Source organism: Streptomyces sp. NPDC059695 (assembly GCF_042733785.1).
Classification (GTDB): Bacteria; Actinomycetota; Actinomycetes; order Streptomycetales; family Streptomycetaceae; genus Streptomyces.
Genome location: NZ_JBHWFF010000003.1, coordinates 14,796 through 35,175 on the forward strand (window position 1 = coordinate 14,796; position 20,380 = coordinate 35,175).

The following is a 20,380-nucleotide window of genomic DNA, read 5'->3' on the forward strand; positions in this document are numbered from 1 at the left end:
GGGCCCCCTCCCCCGCTCCGGCCGCGCCCGGGTGGGGGGGGCCGGGGCCCCCGGGCGGCCCCCCCGGGGCGGGGGGGGGGGGGGCCCCGGCGGGGGCGCCCGCGGCCCTCGTCCTCGCGTACGCGCTCGGCCGCCGGGCGGGACGTCGGTCGGCCCGGCGCGGACTCGGACCGATGGCCCTGTTTCTCGAACGCCACTTCTGAGCGTCCCGCTCATCCCTTTCCTTTCGTACCCGTCCCGTCCGGAGGTCGAGGCACATGCTTCCCCTGCTCGTCGTTCTTCTTCTGATCCTGCTGCTCTTCGGTGTGGGCTTCGCGGTCAAGGCGCTCTGGTGGATCGCCGTGATCCTGCTCGTCCTGTGGCTGCTGGGCTTCGTGGCCCGTCCGAAGGGCGGGTCGGGTCGCTGGTACCGCTGGTAGGCCGTCCCGCCCCGCCCCCCGTACTCCCCTCGCGGGGTGCGATGGAGCCCGGCACCCTCCGACCGGAGGGTGCCGGGCTCGTCCGTGTGCCCACACGGAGGTGCCGAGCGTCTCGTACCCCCTGAAACAAGGGCCGACGGCGGGTTCCGGCCGTATGACCTGGCACCGCCCTCCTCCTCTAGATCACGGAGCGGTAGTGTCGTCATCATTGCCGTACGGCAACGATCGCGGTCGGAGGCACCCTGGGGGAGGGTGCCGGCCCGGCTCGTGACCGCACGCGAACGGTCCGTAAGCGGATTGCTTTTTGGGAACGAGGATGGGGCATGTCTGAGACGACGACCGAGGAGTCCTCGACCCGGGTCCGGCCGGGTCCGGCCGCGGTGGGCGAGCCGGAGCTCCGGCAGCTCCTGGCCGGGCTCACGGCGGTGCGGGACGGTGACTTCGGCACCAGGCTGCCCGACGAGGCGGACGGCCTGATGGGCGAGATCTCCCAGGTGTTCAACGGGATGGTCGACCAGCTCTCCCTCTTCACCTCCGAGGTGACGCGGGTGGCCCGTGAGGTCGGCACGGAAGGCACCCTGGGCGGGCAGGCCGAGGTGCCCGGTGTCTCCGGGACGTGGGCCGACCTCACCGACTCGGTGAACGCGATGGCCGGCAACCTCACCACCCAGGTCCGTGACATCGCCCAGGTGGCCACCGCGGTCGCCAAGGGCGACCTGTCGCAGAAGATCGACGTGGACGCCCGCGGCGAGATCCTGGAGCTGAAGAACACCATCAACACGATGGTCGACCAGCTCTCCTCCTTCGCCGACGAGGTCACGCGCATGGCCCGTGACGTGGGCACGGAGGGCATCCTCGGCGGACAGGCCGACGTGAAGGGCGTCTCCGGCACCTGGCGCGACCTGACCGACTCGGTGAACTCCATGGCGGGGAACCTCACCGCCCAGGTGCGGGCGATCGCCCATGTCGCCACCGCGGTCGCCACCGGTGACCTGTCCAAGAAGGTCGACGTGGACGCCCGGGGCGAGATCCTGGAGCTGAAGACGACCATCAACACGATGGTGGACCAGCTCTCGGCGTTCGCCGCCGAGGTGACCCGCGTGGCCCGCGAGGTCGGTACGGAGGGCAACCTCGGCGGCCAGGCCACGGTCCGGGGCGCCTCGGGCACGTGGAAGGACCTGACGGACAACGTCAACGTGATGGCGTCCAACCTCACCGGGCAGGTGCGGTCGATCGCCCAGGTCGCCACCGCCGTGGCCCGGGGCGACCTCTCGCGCCGGATCACCGTGGAGGCGAAGGGCGAGGTCGCGGCCCTCGCCGACACCATCAACACCATGGTGGACACCCTGTCCGCCTTCGCCGACGAGGTGACCCGCGTCGCCCGTGAGGTCGGCACCGAGGGCCGGCTCGGCGGCCAGGCCCGGGTGCCGAACGTGGCCGGCACCTGGAAGGACCTCACCGACAACGTCAACTCCATGGCGAACAACCTGACCGGTCAGGTCCGGAACATCGCGCAGGTCACCACCGCCGTCGCCAACGGCGACCTCTCCAAGAAGATCGACGTGGACGCCCGGGGCGAGATCCTGGAGCTGAAGACGACCATCAACACGATGGTCGACCAGCTGTCCTCGTTCGCCGCCGAGGTGACCCGCGTGGCCCGCGAGGTCGGCAGCGCGGGCCGGCTCGGCGGACAGGCGGAGGTCGAGGGTGTCTCCGGGACCTGGAAGCGCCTGACCGAGAACGTCAACGAGCTGGCCGGGAACCTCACCCGCCAGGTTCGCGCCATCGCCGAGGTCGCGAGCGCGGTCGCCGAGGGCGACCTGACCCGCTCGATCACCGTCGAGGCCTCGGGCGAGGTGGCCGAACTCAAGGACAACATCAACGCGATGGTCGGCTCCCTGCGCGAGACGACGCGGGCCAACCAGGAGCAGGACTGGCTGAAGTCCAGCCTCGCCCGCATCTCCGCGCTGATGCAGGGCCACCGCGGGATGGACGTCGTCGCCGAGCTCGTCATGGACGAGCTGACGCCCCTCGTCGCCGCCCAGTACGGCGCGTTCTACCTGGCGGAGGACGGAGCGGACGGCGTCGAGCTCGGCCTCGTCGGCTCCTACGGCCGGCCGGCGGGGGAGGGCCGGGACCGCTTCCGGCTCGGCGAGTCGCTCGTGGGCCAGGCTGCCCGCAGCCGCCGCACCATCGCGGCCGAGAACGTCCCCGCCGACTACGTCACCATCTCCTCGGGGCTCGGCAGCACGGCCCGGGGCAGCATCGTGGTCCTGCCGATCGTCGTCGAGGACCAGGTGCTCGGCGTCATCGAGCTCATGTCCTTCAGCCCCTTCACCTCGGTGCACCGGGACTTCCTGGCGCAGCTCATGGAGACGGTCGGCGTCAACCTCAGCACCATCGTCGCCAACGCCCGCACCGACGAACTGCTCGACGAGTCCCAGCGCCTCGCCGGCGAACTGCGCTCGCGCACCGAGGAACTCCAGGTGCAGCAGGAGGAGCTGCAGCGCTCCAACGCGGAACTGGAGGAGAAGGCGGCCCTGCTCGTCACGCAGAACCGCGACATCGAGGCCAAGAACCTCCAGATCGAGCAGGCCCGGCAGGAGCTGGAGGACCGCGCCCAGCAGCTCGCGCTGGCCTCGACGTACAAGTCCGAGTTCCTGGCGAACATGAGCCACGAACTGCGCACCCCGCTCAACAGCCTCCTGATTCTGGCCCAGCTGCTGGCCCAGAACCCGACCCGCAACCTCACGGCCAAGCAGGTCGAGTACGCCGGCATCATCCACTCCGCCGGGTCCGACCTGCTGCAGCTGATCAACGACATCCTCGACCTGTCCAAGGTCGAGGCCGGGAAGATGGACCTCAACCCGGAGCGCGTGCTCCTGCGCAGGCTCCTCGACTACGTCGAGGCCACCTTCCGCCCGCTCACCTCCCAGAAGAGCCTCGCCTTCTCGGTCTCCACGGCCGCCGGCGTCCCCGTCGACCTCGTCACCGACGACACCCGGCTCCGGCAGGTGCTGCGCAACCTGCTGTCGAACGCCGTCAAGTTCACCGAGCACGGCGACGTCGAGCTCCGCATCGAACCGGCGTCCGACGACGAGCTCCCCGTGTCGGTCCACCGCGGCGGCCCCGTCGTCGCCTTCCGCGTGAAGGACACCGGCATCGGCATCGCCGCCGAGAACCTGGAGGCCATCTTCGGCGCCTTCCAGCAGGCCGACGGGACGACCAACCGGAAGTACGGCGGCACCGGACTCGGCCTGTCCATCAGCCGCGAGATCGCGTACCTGCTCGGCGGTGCCCTCACGGTCACCAGCATCCCCGGCGAGGGCAGCACCTTCACCCTCTACCTGCCCGTCACCCGCACCGACTTCAGGGAGAAGCCGTCCGCCGACCCGGAGGGTGAGGCCGTCGCGCTCCCGGCGCCGCCCCAGGGCGCCACGCCCGCCCTGCCCGCCGGCCCCACCGGACCCGGCGTGTCGACCGCCCGGTCGCCACGGCGCCTCCTCGTGATCGAGGACCGCCCCCGCGGACTCCTCACCGTCGTCGCGGAGAACGCCGTCACGCAGCTCGCCGCCGACGGCGGGCACGCCGAGCGGGCCGACATCGAACTGATCGCGGTCGTCGGCCCGCAGGAGGCGGCCACCGCGCTGGCCACCCAGCCGTTCCACTGCGTCGTGCTGGACGTCGACATGCCGGACGGCGACGCCCTGCGCTTCCTCGACGCCATGGACGGCGACGAGGCCCTGCGCACCGTCCCGGTCCTCGCCCACAACAACCGCCGCCTCCCCGTCGACGAGGAGGGGGCCCTGCAGGAGCTCGCCCACCGCCGCCCGCTGGAGCTCCTCTCCAGCCTCGACGAACTGCGCGAGCGGATCGCCCTGCACCTGTCCGCCGAGCAGCCCGGCGACGTCGTGCCCCTGGTCCGCGGGGACCACCGGGCCCCGGCGCCCCAGGCCATCGACACCACGCTGCACGGCCGGACCGTCCTCGTGGTCGACGACGACGCGCGCAACCTCTACGCCCTCAGCGGCATCCTGGAGCTGCACGGCATCACCGTGCTGCACGCGGAGAACGGCCGGAAGGGCATCGAGGCGCTCCAGGCGAACCCGTCCGTCTCCCTCGTCCTGATGGACGTGATGATGCCGGAGATGGACGGCTACACGGCGACGGCGCGGATCAGGGAGCTGCCCGAGTACGCGGAGCTGCCGGTGATCGCGGTCACTGCGAAGGCCATGCCGGGCGACCGCGAGAAGAGTCTCGCCTCGGGCGCCAGCGACTACGTGACCAAGCCCGTCGACGCCGACGAGCTGATCGCGTGCGTCGGCCGCTGGCTGAACGGCCGGTAGACCCGTGACCCCCACCCCCGGACCGGCGCGCGCCCCGCGCCGGACCCCGCGCCGATACGGTGACCCCCGTCCCCGTCCGTACGGCGGCCCCGAGGCCGTCCTGACCGAGGAGTCGCCGACGTGAGTGACCCCCGCCCCCAGGACGACGCCCCGTCCGCCGACATCGCCGGGGACGTCGGTACGACGCCCGTGCCGCCGACCGGTGTCCCGGTCCCGGCCTCCACCGCCGTGCGGATTCCGCCTCCCGCCGGTGTCCGGGACGCACCGTCCCCCGTCGTACCCGCCCCGCCCTCCGGCGAGGACGAGCCGCGGCTGCTCACGGCCGAACCGGGCCCGCCCTCCGCGGAGGACGCGCGCCAGGCGGCCCGCGACGACGCCGACGGCCGGCTGGCGGCCACGGTGGAACGGCTGCGGGGCGAGGTGCGCGCCGCACACGCCGCGGCCGAGGGACGCGCCCTGATCGAGCTCGCCAAGGGAGTGATCGTCGAGCGTCTCGGCTGCGGTCCGGCGCAGGCGGCCCGGCAGCTCGCCGAGCTCGCCGACCGGGCCGGGCTCTCCCGCCTCGAACTGGCCGCGGACATCATCAACCAGGCCGCCCGGGACCAGGTCGCCGAGGTGACCGGGGAGTTCGTGCGCACCGCCATAGGCGAGCCCGGAACGGCCGGGCCCGCCGCCTCGGTCGCCGTGCGGCTCCGCACGGCGGAGAGCGCGGCGCTCGGCGCGGGCGACACCCAGGCCGTCGCCGAGTCGCTGCTCGCGCACGCCCTCGAACCCCTGGGCGCCGTCGCCGTGGCCATCTGGACCACCGGCCCGGACGGCTCGCTGAGCCTGCGGGGTCACGCCGGGTTCGGCGCCGAGGAGGCCGACCGCTGGCACTACGTACCCCCCGGCGTGACCACGGCGGCCCGGCAGGCACTGTCCGGCCGCAACACCGTCCGGTATCCCTCCCTCGCGGCGGCGGGCATCCCGTCGATCGGCCGCACGCGGCACCCCGACGGCGGCCGCGTGGTCGTCCCCGCCGGGACCGGCGGACGCATCCACGGCGTCCTGGAGATCTGCTGGCCCCGCCCTCTGGAACCCCAGCCGCAGGCCGTGGACCGCCAGATCGAGGCCCTCGCGGAGCTCTGCGCACACACCCTGGAGGCCCTTCCCGACCAGGAGGGTCCGGCGGGACGCCTCGTCCCGGCCGTGGACGGGGCGCGGGAGCTGGCCGAGCTCTCCGACGGGCTCTACGACCCCGCGCTCGTCCTGACCCCTCATCTCGACGAGGCGGGCGGGCTCGTCGACTTCCGCATCCGGCACGCCAACGCACACTTCCAGGATCCGGCCGGCCGGCCCCGCGCCGCCGTCGACGGGGCGCTGCTCCTGGAGGCGTACCCCGCGACGGCCGGCGGGAGCGAGCTCTTCGAACGCATCGAGCGGGTCTACGCCACGGGCGAGCCGTTCCGCGCCCGCCGGGCCCGGCTCACCGCCCTGGTGGACCAGGTGCCGCTCACCTCGCTCGCGGACATCAGCATCAGCCGGTACGGAGCGGGCGTCCTCCTCATCTGGCGCGTCGAGGACGAGTCGGCGCGCCTCGCCAGCCTGCTCCAGCACGCCCAGCGCCTGGGCCGGGTCGGGGCGTTCGAGGAGGACGTCCTCACCGGCGAGATCACCTGGCACGGACAGCTCTTCGAGCTCTTCGGCCGCCGCCCGACGGAGCCGCCGGTCGCCCTGCGCGACCTGGCCGCCCACGCCCACCCCGACGACGCCGTGACCATCCGGCGCTTCCTCCAGTCGGTACTGCACCAGCGGCAGGTGGGCACCGCGGCCTTCCGCATGCTGCGGCACGACGGGGTCACGCGGCACATCCGGGTGACCGCCGAACCCGCCCTGGGCGTCGACGGCGGGCTCCAGGCGGTCCGGGGCGCCTACCAGGACATCTCGGCGCAGCACTGGACCGAGGTCGCCCTCTCCGCCACCCGCGACCGGCTCGCCGCCACGGAGGAGGCGGCCGAGGAGCGCAACCGGCTCACCCTCCAGCTCCAGCACGCCATCATGCCGCCGGCCAGGCCGCCGCTCGACGCGCCGACCTTGAGCATCGCCGTGCGCTACCGTCCCGCCGAGTCCGACTCGCTGGTCGGCGGTGACTGGTACGACACCGTCGTGCTGCCGTCCAAGAAGGTGCTCCTGTGCGTCGGGGACGTCGCGGGCCACGGGGTGGAGGCGGCCACCGGGATGGTGGTCCTGCGCAACGCCCTCCGCGGCCTCGCGGTCACGGGCGCGGGGCCGGGCCAGCTGCTGTCCTGGCTGAACAGCGTCGCCCACCACCTCACGGCGCACGTCACGGCCACGGCGGTCTGCGGCATCTACGACCCCGACACCCGGACGCTGCGCTGGGCCAGGGCGGGGCACCTGCCGCCCGTACTGGTACGCGGCGACGACGCGGCCGACCTGCCCCTGCTGCGCGGCATCCTGCTGGGGGCGCTCGCCGAGGCCGAGTACGAGGAGGCGGAGGTCCGGCTCGAACCCGACGACGTCGTCCTGATGTACACCGACGGGCTCGTCGAGCGGCGGGACACCGCCGTCCACGATTCCGTCGCCCAGCTGCTCACCGTCGCCCGGCAGCCGTCCGACAGCCTGGAACGACGGCTGGACGAGCTGCTGGCGCGCAGCAAGTCGGACACGGACGACGACACCTGTGTGGTCGGCGTCCAGGTGTCGTGATCGCCTGCGTCCTCCCCCCGACCTTCCCCCACACCGAAAGCAGGGAACATGCCCGACCAGGAACAGAATCTGGATGTCGACGTCGAGGTCCGCGACGCCCGCACGGCCGTCCTGGCCATCGGGGGTGAGCTGGACATGGAGACGGCGGGCCGGCTCGACCACCACCTGAGCGAGCAGTTCGGGCAGGGGCGGCACCATCTGGTCCTCGACCTGTCCGCCCTCGGCTTCATGGACTCGTCGGGCCTCAACGTCCTGATCAGGTCGGTCCACCGGGCGCGGGAGCACGGCGGGGACCTGTACCTCGCCGCGCCGACGTCGGCGGTGCGACGCATCCTGGAGATCACCGGAGTGACGATGACGATCCCGCCGCACGACGGCGTGGCGGAGGCGCTCGCCGCGGCGGGCGGCGAGAGATAACGGAAGGGCGGCGCGGTCCCCGGGCAGGGGGCCGGGCCCAGGAGAGAAGGAAGAGCACGACTGTGGACGAGATCGCCGACGTCGAGCATGCGCTCCGCCGGACGGCTCCCGACCGTCTCGTGAGCGTCGTCGAGGAAGCTCTGCGGAAGCGCTGCGGCGCTCTGCGGGTGCGGCTGCGCCTCGCCGACTACGGACTGCGGACGCTCCAGCTCGTCGAGCGCACCCCCGGAGAGGACCCTTCGGTCCCGATCGGGAACAGCCCGCAGGGGCGCGCCTTCGGCGCCCAGGAGCCGTACGTCGTCCGGGGGACCGCCTCCGACCTGGTCCATCTTCCCGTGACCGTCCGGGGCGACCGACTGGGCGTCCTGACCGTCGAACTGCCCCAGCACGCCGACCTGCGTCCGCTGCTCCCCGGCCTGGTCCAGCTCTGCGAGGCCCTGGGGCACGAGATCCTGGTGGCGGAGCGGGACACGGACCTCTACGTCCTGGCACGGCGGGCGACGCGGCTCACGCTCGCGGCGGAGATGCAGTGGCAGCTGCTGCCCGGCCGTTCGTGCGCTCGCCCCGAGTTCGCCCTGGCCGCCCATCTGGAGCCCGCCTACGCCATATTCGGCGACAACTACGACTGGTCGGTGTCCGACGGCCGTCTGACCCTCACCGTCACCAACGGCATGGGCGAGGGCATCGAGGCCGCCCTGCTGACGAACCTCGCGATCAACGCGCTCCGCAACGCCCGTCGGGCCGGTCTGGGACTCGCGGACCAGGCCGCCCTCGCCGACCAGGCCGTGTACGCGCAGTACCGGGGCGAGGCCTTCATCGCGGTCCTCCTGCTCTCCTTCGACCTGGCCACGGGCGAGGTCGAGGCCGTGGACGCCGGCTCACCCCGTCTCTGGCGGCTGCGCGGCCAGTCCGTCGAGTCGATCGGATTCGAGGCGCAGTTGCCCCTCGGCATGTTCGAGGAGACCGCCTACGTGCCCGAGCGGTTCAGCGTGCTGCCGGGGGACCGTCTGCTGTTCGGCAGCGACGGCGTGTACTCCGCGGTGTCGCCCGCGGGGGAGAGCTACGGGGACAGGGCACTGGCCCGCGCGCTCAGGGGGACGCGTCTGCTGCCGCCCACGCAGGTGCCGCAGGCGATGCTCCGGGAGCTGTCCCTCCACCACGGCGGCAGCCCGCTGGACGACGACGCCCTCGTGGTCTGTCTCGACTGGAACGGCGCCGTGTAAACAATTGCCGTGTGGCAACTGTATCCTTGGGGCAACATTCGGCGTGCGTCGACGGACCGCATCAAGGACGACCAGAGGTGGCGATGGGGACATGGGGGGTTCGCCGGGCCTGTTCCGGTGCCGGTGCCGGATGCGGAGCCCGAGCCGGCACCGGAGCCGGCTGTGGAGCCCGAGCCCGGGCCGGCACCGGAGCTGACTGCCGAGCCCGAGCCCGAGCCGGAGCTGACTGCCGAGCCCCAGCCGGCACCGGAGCCGTATCGGGCCCCGACGCCGTGACGGACGCCGGCGTCGCTCCGGCATCAGGCCGAGCTGACGTCCTTCAGCGGCGTGCGAGGGCGTGACGAGGCGGTCGGACCGCTGTCCCCCAGGGCCTCCTGGAAGCCGGTCAGCCCCCGCAGCAGGGCCTTGCGGCTCGTCGCCGACATGTCGGCGATCACCCCGAGCAGAGCCTCCTCGCGCTGGACCCGCAGATCCCGCAGGTACGCCTTGCCGTGGGCCGTCAGGTGCAGCTCCACCTGCCTCCGGCTGACGGGGCTGGGCAGCCGCCGGACGAACCCCAGCGCCTCCAGCCGGTCGCACATGCGGCTCACCGAGGGCGGCGCGGACCCGAGCAGGTCGCCGAGGGTGCGCAGGCTGATGCCCTCCTCGCGGTCCAGGCTGTACAGCACGCGCAGCTGACTCGCCGAGACCGGTGTCGCCGACACCATGTCCCGGCCGCGCTCCCACAGCACCTCCAGCAGCTCGATGAGCTCCCTGGCGGCCTCGGCCGTCTGCTGCGGTTCCCCCGGCGGCGGGGCGGGCTCGGTGCTCATGACTGCCGACACTCCTCGGGCGTCCGGGACCGAGGACGTCGGCCTTGCGACGGACCGGTCATCTCCACAACTCTCCAGAAGGCGGTACTCATCCGGTGGATCGACACGTGACAGTGGAAAGCGCACTGCGCGGGGCGGCACCACACCTCCTCCTGGACTCCCTCCGTACCAGTCTCGCGCGGTCGTACGACGCGACCTCCGCCGACCTGTTGCTCATCGACTACGGATTCACGTCCCTCAGCCCCGTGGAGCCCGTACAGGCCCCTACCGGAGTGCGGCAGGTGCCCGTGGACGCCGGCCCCGCGGGTCGGGTCCTCCGCACCCAGCAACCATATCTTTTCCGTGATGGCGGGCCCACGGCGACCGTTTACCTGCCCGTCACGGTCCGCGGTGACCGCTTCGGCGTCCTCGTGGTCGGCCTGCCCGCGGACCGCTGCGCCCCGGACACGACCGCGCGCCTCGGCCGGGTCGCCGAGACGCTCGGACACGCCCTGCGCGTCGCCGACCGCCACACCGACCGCTACCACAGCGCCCGGAGGACCCACGCCCTCACCGTCGGCGGCGAGATGCAGTGGGACACCCTGCCGGGCCGGGCCTGCGCGGGGCCCGCGTTCGACCTCCACGCCCACTGGGAACCCGCCTACACCTCGGGAGGACACCTCCTGGACTGGAGCGTGACCGAGGACCAACTCCTGCTGGTCGTCGCGGACGGAACCGGCCCCGGCACCCCGGCCGCCCTGGTGAGCGCACTCGCCCTGACGGCCGTGCGCAACGCTCGCCGGGCCGGACTCGACCTGGTGGGACAGGCCAGCCTCACCGACCAGGCGCTCTACGGGCAGTACAGGGGACGGAGTCCGCTCGCCGCCCTGTTGCTCCGTCTCGATCTGGGCACCGGCGCGGTCGAGGTGGTCGACGCCGGGTCGCCGACGCTCTGGCGGATCCGCGATGCCGCGGGGGAACGCATCGAACTCGACCGGCAGCTGCCCCTCGGCATGTTCGAGGACACCGTCTACGCCACCCAGAGACTGCGCCTCCTGCCCGGCGACCGGCTGGTCTTCGTCGCCCACGGCACCGGCGGAACCGGCACGGAGGAGGAGTGCGAGACGCCGGACGGCCCGGTCGCCCGGGCCCTGGACCATGTCCGGGGGGCGAACGGCGCGGACGCTCCACGGGCCGTCGTGAAGGCCCTCCGCGCGTCATCCCGTGGCGCGCAGGACGCCGTCCTCGTAGTGTGTCTCGACTGGCACGGCCACGGAACCGGATCACCGGGCGCGGCGTCGGGCCGGCAACCCGCTCCGCCCGTGCCGGACGCGCCTGAGGTGTGATGTCCGTTGTGGGCGGTGTGGGAACCATGAACGGGGGAAAGGCGGTGTACGGAGGTGCCCCGCAGCACCCGCCCGACCGGAAGAAGGGATAACCAGCGCCATGACCGACGCGATCACCGCGGAGCGTGCGGCATCGGAGACCCTGCTGTCCGCGAGCGTCGTCTACGACAACGCCGCCGACGGCGGCGCGATCGCCTCCGCCCGCGCCTTCACGGCCGACTTCCTCGCCGCCGCCCCGCCCGTACGCGACGCCCCCGTCGCCCGTGAGCGCGTCGAGCTGGCGCAGCTGGTGGTCAGTGAGCTGGTGACCAACGCGGTGCGGCACGCCTCCGGGCCCTGCCGGGTGCTGCTCGAACTGCGCCGCGACGTTCTGGAGATCTCGGTCTTCGACCGCGAGACGGCCGCCCCCGTGCCGCGCGGACACGACCCCCGCCGCATCGGGCAGCACGGCGTGGAGATCGTCGTCGCCGTCTGCGAGAGCCTCAGCGTGGAGCCGGACCCGGACGGGAAGCGGGTCCGGGCCTGCCTCTCTCTGGTGCCGGAGCACGCCGACCGGACGGGCCGGCGCGACCGCTGACACCGGGGGCCGCCGGCCGACGGCGCGGCACGGGTCCGGGCGCGCCGTCACGGCCGCTGGGCCGCCGCGCGGCGCGACCGGCGCCGCAGCGCGGTCCGCTCGGTCTCGGTGAGGCCGCCCCACACGCCCGACGGAGGCTGGGACTCCTCCATGGCCCAGCGCAGGCACTCCTCCCGCACCGGGCAGATCCCGCAGACCTCCTTGGCCTCCTCGGCCTGGGCGAGCGCGGCGGGACCGATGCCCACCGGGAAGAACAGGTCGGGGTCGAACTCCTGACAAGCCGCGGCCGTCCGCCAGCCGTCCATGTGAGCCTCCTGGTACGTGTGTCGGGATTCGTCTCCTGTCCGCCTGACCGCTCGTCCGGCCCCGAAACCCGGGGGAATGGTCCGGCGCGGACGGGGCATCCGGAGGGTCGACCGAGAGGAGCGAGTCGACGTGACCACCACACGGGCCCACGTGGCCGGAACGAGGAGTGCGGCCCCCGGCGAGGCCGTCCGGGCGGGCGCCCGGGCCGGTTTCGCGGCGCGGGGCCTGCTGTACCTGCTCATCGGAGCCCTGGCCGTACGCATCGGCCTGACCGGATCGGGCGACCAGGCCGACCGGGGAGGGGCCCTCGCCCAGATCGCCGCCACGCCGTTCGGCGCCGTCCTGCTCTGGACGCTCGGTGTCGGCCTGGCGGGGATGGCGCTGTGGAGGCTGTCGGAGGCCGTCTTCGGCGCGGCCGGACCCAAGGGGGACAAGGCGCACAAGCGGGCGCTGTCCGCCGTCCGCTGCGTCTTCTACGCCGGCTCCGCCTTCCTCGTCCTCTCCTTCGCGGCGGGGGAGCGGGGCAGCGGCGAGGGCTCGACCGACCGCCAGAGCCGGGACGTCACCAGCCGCCTCCTGGACCTGCCCGGCGGGCGCTGGTGGGTCGGCGCGGTGGCCGTGGGCGTTGTGGCGGCCGGGCTCTGGATCGCCGGCCGCGCGGTGCTGCGGAAGTACCGCGACCGTCTCACGTGGGGGCGCATGAACGCCCACCAGCGCCGCTTCATGGACGTGACGGGCGTCGCCGGCGGCGTCGGACGCGGCCTCGTCCTCGGCGCGGTCGGGGTCTCCGGGGTCAGGGCCGCGGCGGCGTTCGATCCGAGCGAGGCCAAGGGCATGGACGACGCGATCCGCTCCTTCGCGCAGACTCCGGCCGGCCCCTGGCTCCTGCTGGCGGTGGCCGTCGCCCTGGTGCTCTTCGGACTCTTCTCGTTCGGCCAGGCGAAGTGGCGGGAGGTCTGACCGCACCGGGACGACCGCAGGAAGCCCGGCCCCCGGACACCGGGGGCCGGGCTCATCGGTTCGGACGGGCGCCGGGGCTCAGCTCACCTGGAGCGAGACGTCGTCCAGGACGAACGAGGTCTGCAGGGACTGGTCCTCCACCGAGGTGAAGTCGAGGGTCACGGTCTGGCCGGCGAAGGACGAGAGGTCGTACGACTTCTCGACGTAGCCCGCGGCCGCGTCCAGGTTGGAGTAGGACGCCAGCTGCCGGCCGCCCACGCTGACCTTGGCCACGTCATAGGCGACGCTCTCGGTCTCGTCCGTGTCGATGTGGACGAAGAACGAGAGCCGGTACGAGGCGCAGCCCGAGGGGATGGACACGGACTGCGCGGCGTTCTCGGTGTAGCTGGAACCCCTTCCGCCCAGCCACGCCTTGTAGCTGCCTCCGTGCGCGGCCTGCCGCGAGTCGTTGGTGATCACGCCCGCGCTCGCGCTCCACGGGCTGCTGCCGGACTCGAAGCCGCCGTTGACCACGAGTTGCCGCGGCGTGCAGGAGCCGCCGCCGCCCGTGACGGTCAGCGTGTAGGTGGTGGAGTGGCTGACGGTGCCCGAGCCGGTGACCGTCAGGGTGTAGGTGCCGGGCGTGGTGCTCGCGCCGACCTGGACGGACAGCGCCGAGGAGCTGCCGGACTGGACGGACGTCGGGCTGAGCGTGGCGGTCACGCCGGCCGGCGCGCCGGAGACGGAGAGGCCCACGGTCTGGGCGGCGCCGCTCACGGTGGCGGTGTTCACCGTCGCCGAGACGGACCCGCCGGGGGCCGTGCTGCCCGCGGACGGGCTCACGCCGACGGAGAAGTCCTGCGCCGGGGTGGTGCCGCCGACGGCCTGCTTCCAGAGGGTGTAGGCGATCCCGTCGGAGCTGCGGTTCAGCACCGTCGCGTTGATGTTGCTCGTGGTGTCACAGGCGCTGTGGTAGCAGGAGTCGTAGGCGGTGTTGGCGGAGCCGCCCCACTTCTGCGCCTGCGCCGCGGTCTTGCGGGCGCTCGCGCCGGCCGCGTATCCGGAGGTCGGTATGCCGCCCTGCTGGAAGGAGTAGTCGTCGCTGCGGCCCTGGCCCTCGGTGTTCTCCTCGGGCGCCAGGTTCAGGGAGGTCCAGTACGCCTTGAGGGGCGCGGCGGCGGCCGAGTTGAGGTTGTTGATGAAGTAGCCGCCGTTGGTGGAGCCGACCATGTCGAAGTTGTAGTAGGCCTTGACGGTCGCGCGCTGTGCCGCGGTGAGCCGGTTGACGTAGAACGCGGAGCCGTTGAGGCCCTGCTCCTCGTCGGTCCACCAGGCGAAGCGCACGTGCTTGGTCATCGTCGGGTTCTTCTGGGCGAGGGCGAGGGCGTTCTCCAGCAGGGCCGCCGAGCCCGAGCCGTTGTCGTTGATGCCGGGGCCCGCCGAGACGCCGTCCAGGTGAGCGCCGAACATGACGACCTGGTCGGCGGGGCCGCCCGGCCAGTCGGCGATCAGGTTGTTCGACGGGTACGTGCAGGAGGTGCAGTTCTGCTCGGTCACCGTGTATCCGGCGGCCTGCAGCTTGCCCTTCACGTAGGCCAGCGACTGGGTGTGGCCGGCGCTGCCCGCACGGCGGTTGCCGCCGTTCTGGCCGGCGATGGTGCTGAACTGGGCCAGGTGTGCCTGCACGTTGGCGACGTCGATGTCCGGCGGGTCGTTGCCGGGCTGGGCTCCGCCGACGTTGAGCGTGTAGTCGGTGGTGTGCGACAGCGTGGTGCCCTGGCCCTTGACGACGACCGTGGACGTGCCGGGTGCCGCGTTGGAGGTGGCGGTCAGGGTCAGCACCGAGGACTGGCCGGACTGCACCGTCGCGGGGTTGAAGGAGGCGGTCACCCCGGCGGGCAGGCCGGTGGCGGTCAGCGTCACCGACTGCGCGGTGCCGGTCGTGGTGGCGGTGCCGACCGTGGTGGTCACCGAGCCGCCCTGCTGGACCGTGCCGGACGAGGGATTGAGCGACATCGAGAAGTCGTTGTTCTGACCGCTCGGGGTGCAGGTCGGGTCCGCCGCCTGGGCGGGCACGGTGATCGCGTCCCACGCCGCCTTCGTCGCGGTGAAGAGGCCGCAGGTCGCGTCGAGCGACTTGGCGGAACTGAGCGTCGCCGTACGGTACTTCTTGTAGCCCATGCTGCTGGTCTTGAGCAGCATGCCACCGTAGAAGATCTTGCCGGCCGTCTGTATCCCCACGCCCGTCAGGGTGCTCTGGTTACAGGTGGTGCTGCTGGGCTTGCCACCGCCGGGGTTGGTGCCCTCGGCCAGCAGGTAGAACCAGTGGTTCAGCGGGCCCGCGGCGGCGTGCACCTCGGTGCCGGGGATCGCCGAGCTGTAGCAGGCCGGGTCGTTGTTGACGGCGGGCGGGTTGTACATGTTGCGGATCGGACCGCGCCCCTGGAGGTTGATGACCTCGCCCACCGTGTAGTCGGGGACGTCGTAGGGGGCCGGCTGGTTGATGTACGCCTCGGTCAGCGCGCCGAAGATGTCACCGGTGCCCTCGCCGAGCCCGGCCTCCTGACCGCTGGTGCCGCCGGGGGTGTTGGAGTCGATGGCGTGCCCGTACTCGTGGGCCACCACGTCCACGCCCGCGATCCACTCGTTGGCGCTGTTGCGCCCGATGGTCACCGAGCTGCCGTCCCAGTAGGCGTTGAGGTCGCTGAGCCCGACCTTGGCGGGGAAGCTGCGGCCGTTGCCGTTGACGCCGTTGCGGCCCAGCCACTGGCCGAGCATGTCCCACTGCTTCTGCGCGGCGAACATCAGGTCGACGCAGCCGGTCTCCTTGCTCGTGGGGTTGCCCGTGCCCCAGGAGTCGGAGGACTTCGAGAAGACCGCGTTGGTGGTGTAGTCGGCGCAGCTCAGGCCGGTCCGGTTCGGGTCGCGGAGGGAGTAGGTGGAGCCCGAGGCGGTGGTGTCGATGGTGACCGGTCCGGGCCCGTTCCACTTGCTGTTGCCGGTGCCCGCCACCACGTCGTCGTAGCTGTCGACGACGGCGCCGGTCCGGGCGTCGACGAAGACGTGCAACCTGCTGGGAGCGCTCTGGGTACGGCCGCGCAGCACGGTCTCCCAGGCCAGCACCGGCTTGTCGTCCTTGAGGCGGACGACCAGCCGGCTGCTCTCGACCTGATCGACGGAGGCCAGCTTCTTCCGCGAGGCCGCCTCGGCCCGCTTCGCGGTGACCGACGGCCGGGTCGCCACGTCGATGCGTACGGAGGAGGCGGACTGGACGGCGCGGATCTTGCCGGACCCGTCGGCGAGGACCACGGCGTCACCACCGACGACCGGCAGGCCGCGGTAGCTGCGCTCGTACGACACCGAATAGAGCTCCTTCACCCAGGGGGTGACGAGGCGTCTCTCGTACTGTTCCTGGGCCGAGTTGACGAGGGTGTCGAGACCGCTGTCGACCGCGAGGTCGGCGGCCGCGACCGCGCGGGTGACGGGACTGTCCTTCCGGGCCGGCGCCGGCTGCGCCGCCGACGCCGTTCCGGCGACGGCACCGACGAGGCTCGCGGACAGCGCCACCGCTGTCACGGCCGCCGTCCATCTGGTGGGTTTCAACGTCCACTCCGATCGTGGGGGGTCGGGTTTCATCGCCGCCGAGTATGGATGTGTGCATGGCAAGCAGGAGGCATCCCTGCGGGCATAAGACCCGCGTTATGACCCGTCGACAGCGCCCCTCACGCCGCGGGAGATGGCCGGATCCGGCCTGCCGGCACACCGACAGCGACGACGACGCCCCGGCTCCGCGGGCGGCACGGTCGGAACCACCACAGGTGCGGGCCGGGCGGCGGCCGATGATCGAGCGCGTGCGGGCCCTGGCCCGTCACTGACCTGGGAGCTCGGGCTGACCGGTGTCGGACCGGGACGAGCCGGCTGAGGCCCGGGGCTCGGGGCTGCCCCCTGCGGCGGCGACGACTACCTCGCCAAGCCCTTCCACCTCGCCGAGCTCGCGGCCCGCCTGCGCGCCGCGCTCAGACGGGCGGGCCCTCGCCACCCGCCGAGGCCGGGGATCTGCTCCTCGACCCGGTCCGCCACACCTGCAACGTCCCGGGAACACCGGTGGCCCTCACCCCGACCGAGTTCCGGCTCGTGGCGGTCCTCATCGCCGCCGCGGGCGGCCTGGGGTCACCCGGCGGGCGCTGGTCCGGTCCGGCTGGCCGGAGGGTGCACACGTCAGCGACAACACCCTGGACCAGTACCTCAGCCGGCTGCGTCGCAAGCTCCGCGAGGCGGGCTGCGCGCAGACCCTCGCCACAAGCCGAGGAATGGGGCACCGCCTGTCACGACCGGTTCGCCACGGAGCCCGGTTCCCCGCACCCTGCGCGGCCGTCTGTCCCTGGTCGCACTCGTGGCCGCGGTGCTGCTCGTCGCCGTGCTCACCGTCGCCTTCAACTCCGTCGTGAGGCATCGGCTCCAGCAGCAGGCGGACGACCTTTTGAGAACGCGGGCCGCCGTCGCCGCGACCGTGGACACCACCGGTCCCGTGGCACGCGCCGTCGAGGTTCCCGACGACGCCGCGCTCGACACCGACGTCTGGATCTACGCCGGACGGGTCCGGATCGAAGTACCGAACGGTGCTGCCGGCCCCCTGGCCCACGCGGCTGACGCCCTCGCGGCAGCCGGAGGCCGACAATGCGCCACGGTCCTGGCCGGCGAACCCGTCCGGATGTGCGCCCTGCCGGTCGGCGCCCCCGGCAGGGCGCCGGCCACCGTGGTCGTGGCCCTCGGCCTCGCCCCGTACCGCAGCTCCGCCGACACGATCGTGTACGCCTCGCTCGCCCTGGACGCGGCCATGCTCGCCTGCACCTACGTCCTGACCCGGCTCGCGGTGGGCCGCGCGCTGCGGCCCGTCGGCGCCATGACGGACCGGGCCGCCGCCTGGAGCGCGCTCGCCTCCGACGACTGCTTCGGCCATGCCCCGCGGCCCGAGGAACTCGCGCGGCTCGGTCGCTCGCTCGACACCCTGCTGGACCGCATCCGGGCCGGCCTGCGCAACGAACGCCAGCTCACCCGCGAGTTGTCCCACGAGCTGCGCAATCCGCTCGCCCGGATCACCACCGAGGTCGACTGGTGGCAGAGCCGGCCACGCTCGACGTGCACCGCACGCTCACGGAGATCGTGCGCCCTCGAGGGCAGGCAAGCCCCCCGTCCTCGGCCTCTGGGACAAGGTCCGGTGCGACCCGCGTACCTATCCGGCTTGCAGCGCGGCCAGGAGCCTGGTGCGCAGGAGCTGCGCGGCGGGGGAGTGCTGGCCTCGGCGGGTGATGAGTCCGAGCCGGGCGTGCGTGGCGGCGTCGGTGAGCGAGACCGTCCGCAGGCCGGCGCCTTGTGCGGAGGAAGCGCTGAGGACGGCGACGCCCGCGCCGCGCTCGGCAAGGCGGAGCAGGGCGGCCGGAGAACTCGCGTCGATGTCCACGCGCGGCTCGAGGCCGATCCTGTGGCAGGAGTCCTCGTAGGCGGCGCGGATGCCGGTGCCTGGGGAGAGGCAGAGAATCCTCTCGTCCCGCAGGTCGGCGAGGTGCAGGTCAGGCCGGTCGAGGGGGTGGCCGGCGGGGACGGCTGCGGTGATCGGTTCGTCGACGACGACGTCGGCCTCCAGGCCCGTGGCGATGCCGCCCGCGTAGCCGATCAGGGCGAGGTCGAGAGAGCCGGCGAGGACCTGGATCTGGAGGTGGTCGGAGTAGCCCTCGTGGAGGCTGACGTCGATGCCCGGGTGGGTGTGGCCGAGATCGGCGATGGTGTCGAGGAAGGCCGGGATCGAGCAGCCCATGATCATGCCGAGGCGGACCCGGCCGCGGACCGCGTCGGCGAACTCGGCGGCGGTGTGCTTGATGGCCTCGAGCGTGGCGAGGGCGTTCTTCACGAGGGGCAGAACGGCCTCACCGGCCGGGGTGAGGCGGATCTGACGGCCGGAGCGGTCGATCAGCTGCTGCCCCAGTTCCAGTTCCAGCTTGGCCACCTGGGTGCTGATGCCGGACTGACTGACGTGCAGGCGGTGGGCGGCAGCGGTGAAGGTGCCCTCGTCCACGATCGAGGCGAAGTAGCGCAGCTGGTGCATCTCCATATCCGAGGATGATAGATCCCATCTGATCCATCTGTTGGACGGATGGGCCAGATGCTTGAAGGATGGAGTCATGACAACGAGGACCGCGCGAGAACTTGCCGAGACCTACTTCACCGCCTGGGAGGCGGGCGACATGGATGCCCTGCGGGAGGTACTGGCCGAGAACGTCGACTTCGTCGGAGCGCTGGGCACGGCATCAGGGGTGGACGAGGCGCTCGCTGGGCTGAAGGGGCTCGGCCGCGTTCTGGAGAAGATCGACGTGAAGGTGCGGGTGGCGGAAGGCGGTGACGTCATCACCTGGTTCGACCTGTGCACGAGCGTCGCGCCGCCCACCCCGACAGTGAACTGGATGCACGTGGAGGACGGAAAGGTGACCCGGATCCGGGTCACCTTCGACCCCCGGGCACTCCTGGCGGGATTCGAGGCGCAGAACTGAACCGGGACGACCCGGACGCCCTCTCGATCAAGACTCGATACGCGCCCCGGCAGCGGGGCGGCGGGTCCGCGGAGGCGGCCGGGGTCAGGTGAGGAGCCCCCAGCCGCCGAGGAGAACCATGCCGACGGAGCAGACCACCATGAGGACGAAGCCGAGGGCGCCGGGATGCTCGCAGAACTCTTCCGGACGGCGCGGGTCGTAGACCACGGTGATCGTGTCCGGGGGCGTGTACGCGTTGATACGGGCGTACGACTCGCCTTGCACCTCGGCGCCGCCGGGCGGGGTGAAGGTGACGATCGGGTAGAAGTGCATGTCCCCGTCGCCGTCCTCGTGCTCCCGCACGCCGACGACTTTCGCGTCGACGCGTAGACCCCGGCGCATCAGGCCGATCTGGTCCCGTATCCCCACGATGCCGAACGCGCACCCGCCGATGCCTGCCACGACGACCAGCCACTTCGCGATCAGATCCCCCATGGCCTCAGCCTAGGCGGCTCGGTGCGGCGAGTCGGGCAACGGTCCGACGGACCAACTCGCGGCTGCGGACGGCCCGGTGAGCGACGGTGACCTGGGGCATCAGTGTGCGGCGGCGCCGGTGACGGCGGGTCAAGTCGTTCCTCGACCTGGTCGATGGCGATGCGACCACCGACGGCTCCGCCTCGTGCCTCTGCCTCTGCTCTGCCGAGGAGGCGAACGGTGACGCTGGGCGTCGTGGCTGTCCTGTGGCCCCACGGTGCTTGAAAACACGTTGGCCGGACTGCCACAGAG

At 72.5% G+C, this 20,380-nt stretch carries 14 protein-coding genes and 1 pseudogene; 10 read left to right on the forward strand and 5 right to left on the reverse strand.

All coding sequences use genetic code 11. The features are described 5' to 3' along the window. Nucleotides 1-257 precede the first annotated feature (257 nt). The 5 genes from ACFV2S_RS05280 (at nt 258) to ACFV2S_RS05300 (ending at nt 9,111) form a co-directional block, all read left to right on the forward strand. Nucleotides 258-419, forward strand: coding sequence for a DUF5670 family protein (locus ACFV2S_RS05280; RefSeq protein WP_383802540.1), 162 nt, complete (start codon nt 258-260; stop codon nt 417-419). Nucleotides 420-742: 323 nt separating this feature from the next. Then, nucleotides 743-4,765 (forward strand): HAMP domain-containing protein, encoded by a 4,023-nt coding sequence (locus ACFV2S_RS05285; RefSeq protein ID WP_385554423.1) that lies wholly within the window; start codon nt 743-745, stop codon nt 4,763-4,765. A 312-nt stretch (nt 4,766-5,077) separates the two neighbouring features. Next, nucleotides 5,078-7,471 carry a SpoIIE family protein phosphatase gene (locus tag ACFV2S_RS05290; protein WP_385554853.1) on the forward strand — a complete coding sequence of 798 codons (2,394 nt, stop codon included), beginning with the start codon at nt 5,078-5,080 and terminating at the stop codon, nt 7,469-7,471. A 48-nt stretch (nt 7,472-7,519) separates the two neighbouring features. Next, the gene (locus ACFV2S_RS05295) at nt 7,520-7,888 is read left to right on the forward strand and encodes an STAS domain-containing protein (protein ID WP_383791568.1); all 369 of its coding nucleotides are present in this window, start codon (nt 7,520-7,522) and stop codon (nt 7,886-7,888) included. Nucleotides 7,889-7,950: 62 nt separating this feature from the next. Beyond that, entirely contained in the window at nt 7,951-9,111 is a 1,161-nt protein-coding gene (locus ACFV2S_RS05300) for a PP2C family protein-serine/threonine phosphatase (RefSeq protein WP_385554425.1), read from the forward strand. Nucleotides 9,112-9,410: 299 nt separating this feature from the next. On the opposite strand, the gene ACFV2S_RS05305 is transcribed toward ACFV2S_RS05300, so the two are convergent. Continuing rightward, a complete protein-coding gene (locus ACFV2S_RS05305) occupies nt 9,411-9,923 on the reverse strand; it encodes a MarR family winged helix-turn-helix transcriptional regulator (protein ID WP_385554427.1) in 513 nt (170 codons plus the stop codon). Nucleotides 9,924-10,030: 107 nt separating this feature from the next. Here ACFV2S_RS05305 and ACFV2S_RS05310 point away from each other — a divergent pair, with 107 nt between their 5' ends. Both ACFV2S_RS05310 and ACFV2S_RS05315 read left to right on the forward strand, forming a co-directional pair. Next, the gene (locus ACFV2S_RS05310) at nt 10,031-11,248 is read left to right on the forward strand and encodes a PP2C family protein-serine/threonine phosphatase (RefSeq protein ID WP_385554429.1); all 1,218 of its coding nucleotides are present in this window, start codon (nt 10,031-10,033) and stop codon (nt 11,246-11,248) included. 100 nt (nt 11,249-11,348) lie between these two features. After that, nucleotides 11,349-11,825 (forward strand): ATP-binding protein, encoded by a 477-nt coding sequence (locus tag ACFV2S_RS05315; protein ID WP_385554431.1) that lies wholly within the window; start codon nt 11,349-11,351, stop codon nt 11,823-11,825. A gap of 47 nt (nt 11,826-11,872) precedes the next feature. On the opposite strand, the gene ACFV2S_RS05320 is transcribed toward ACFV2S_RS05315, so the two are convergent. After that, the gene (locus ACFV2S_RS05320) at nt 11,873-12,130 is read right to left on the reverse strand and encodes a WhiB family transcriptional regulator (RefSeq protein WP_385554433.1); all 258 of its coding nucleotides are present in this window, start codon (nt 12,128-12,130) and stop codon (nt 11,873-11,875) included. 130 nt (nt 12,131-12,260) lie between these two features. Here ACFV2S_RS05320 and ACFV2S_RS05325 point away from each other — a divergent pair, with 130 nt between their 5' ends. Then, nucleotides 12,261-13,091 (forward strand): DUF1206 domain-containing protein, encoded by an 831-nt coding sequence (locus tag ACFV2S_RS05325; protein WP_385554435.1) that lies wholly within the window; start codon nt 12,261-12,263, stop codon nt 13,089-13,091. A gap of 78 nt (nt 13,092-13,169) precedes the next feature. Here the strand turns inward: ACFV2S_RS05325 and ACFV2S_RS05330 are convergent, their stop codons facing one another. After that, nucleotides 13,170-16,706 carry a M28 family peptidase gene (locus ACFV2S_RS05330; RefSeq protein WP_385554437.1) on the reverse strand — a complete coding sequence of 1,179 codons (3,537 nt, stop codon included), beginning with the start codon at nt 16,704-16,706 and terminating at the stop codon, nt 13,170-13,172. A 310-nt stretch (nt 16,707-17,016) separates the two neighbouring features. Here ACFV2S_RS05330 and ACFV2S_RS05335 point away from each other — a divergent pair. Further along, nucleotides 17,017-17,398: pseudogene (locus ACFV2S_RS05335) on the forward strand (winged helix-turn-helix domain-containing protein); the annotation flags it as partial. Between the two features lie 905 nt (nt 17,399-18,303). Here the strand turns inward: ACFV2S_RS05335 and ACFV2S_RS05340 are convergent. Further along, entirely contained in the window at nt 18,304-19,179 is an 876-nt protein-coding gene (locus ACFV2S_RS05340) for a LysR family transcriptional regulator (protein WP_385554439.1), read from the reverse strand. Nucleotides 19,180-19,249: 70 nt separating this feature from the next. On the opposite strand from ACFV2S_RS05340, the gene ACFV2S_RS05345 reads away from it, so the two are divergent. Next, nucleotides 19,250-19,615 (forward strand): nuclear transport factor 2 family protein, encoded by a 366-nt coding sequence (locus tag ACFV2S_RS05345; RefSeq protein WP_385554441.1) that lies wholly within the window; start codon nt 19,250-19,252, stop codon nt 19,613-19,615. Between the two features lie 84 nt (nt 19,616-19,699). Here ACFV2S_RS05345 and ACFV2S_RS05350 read toward each other — a convergent pair whose 3' ends face one another. Further along, nucleotides 19,700-20,089, reverse strand: coding sequence for a DUF3592 domain-containing protein (locus ACFV2S_RS05350; protein WP_385554443.1), 390 nt, complete (start codon nt 20,087-20,089; stop codon nt 19,700-19,702). Nucleotides 20,090-20,380 lie beyond the last annotated feature (291 nt).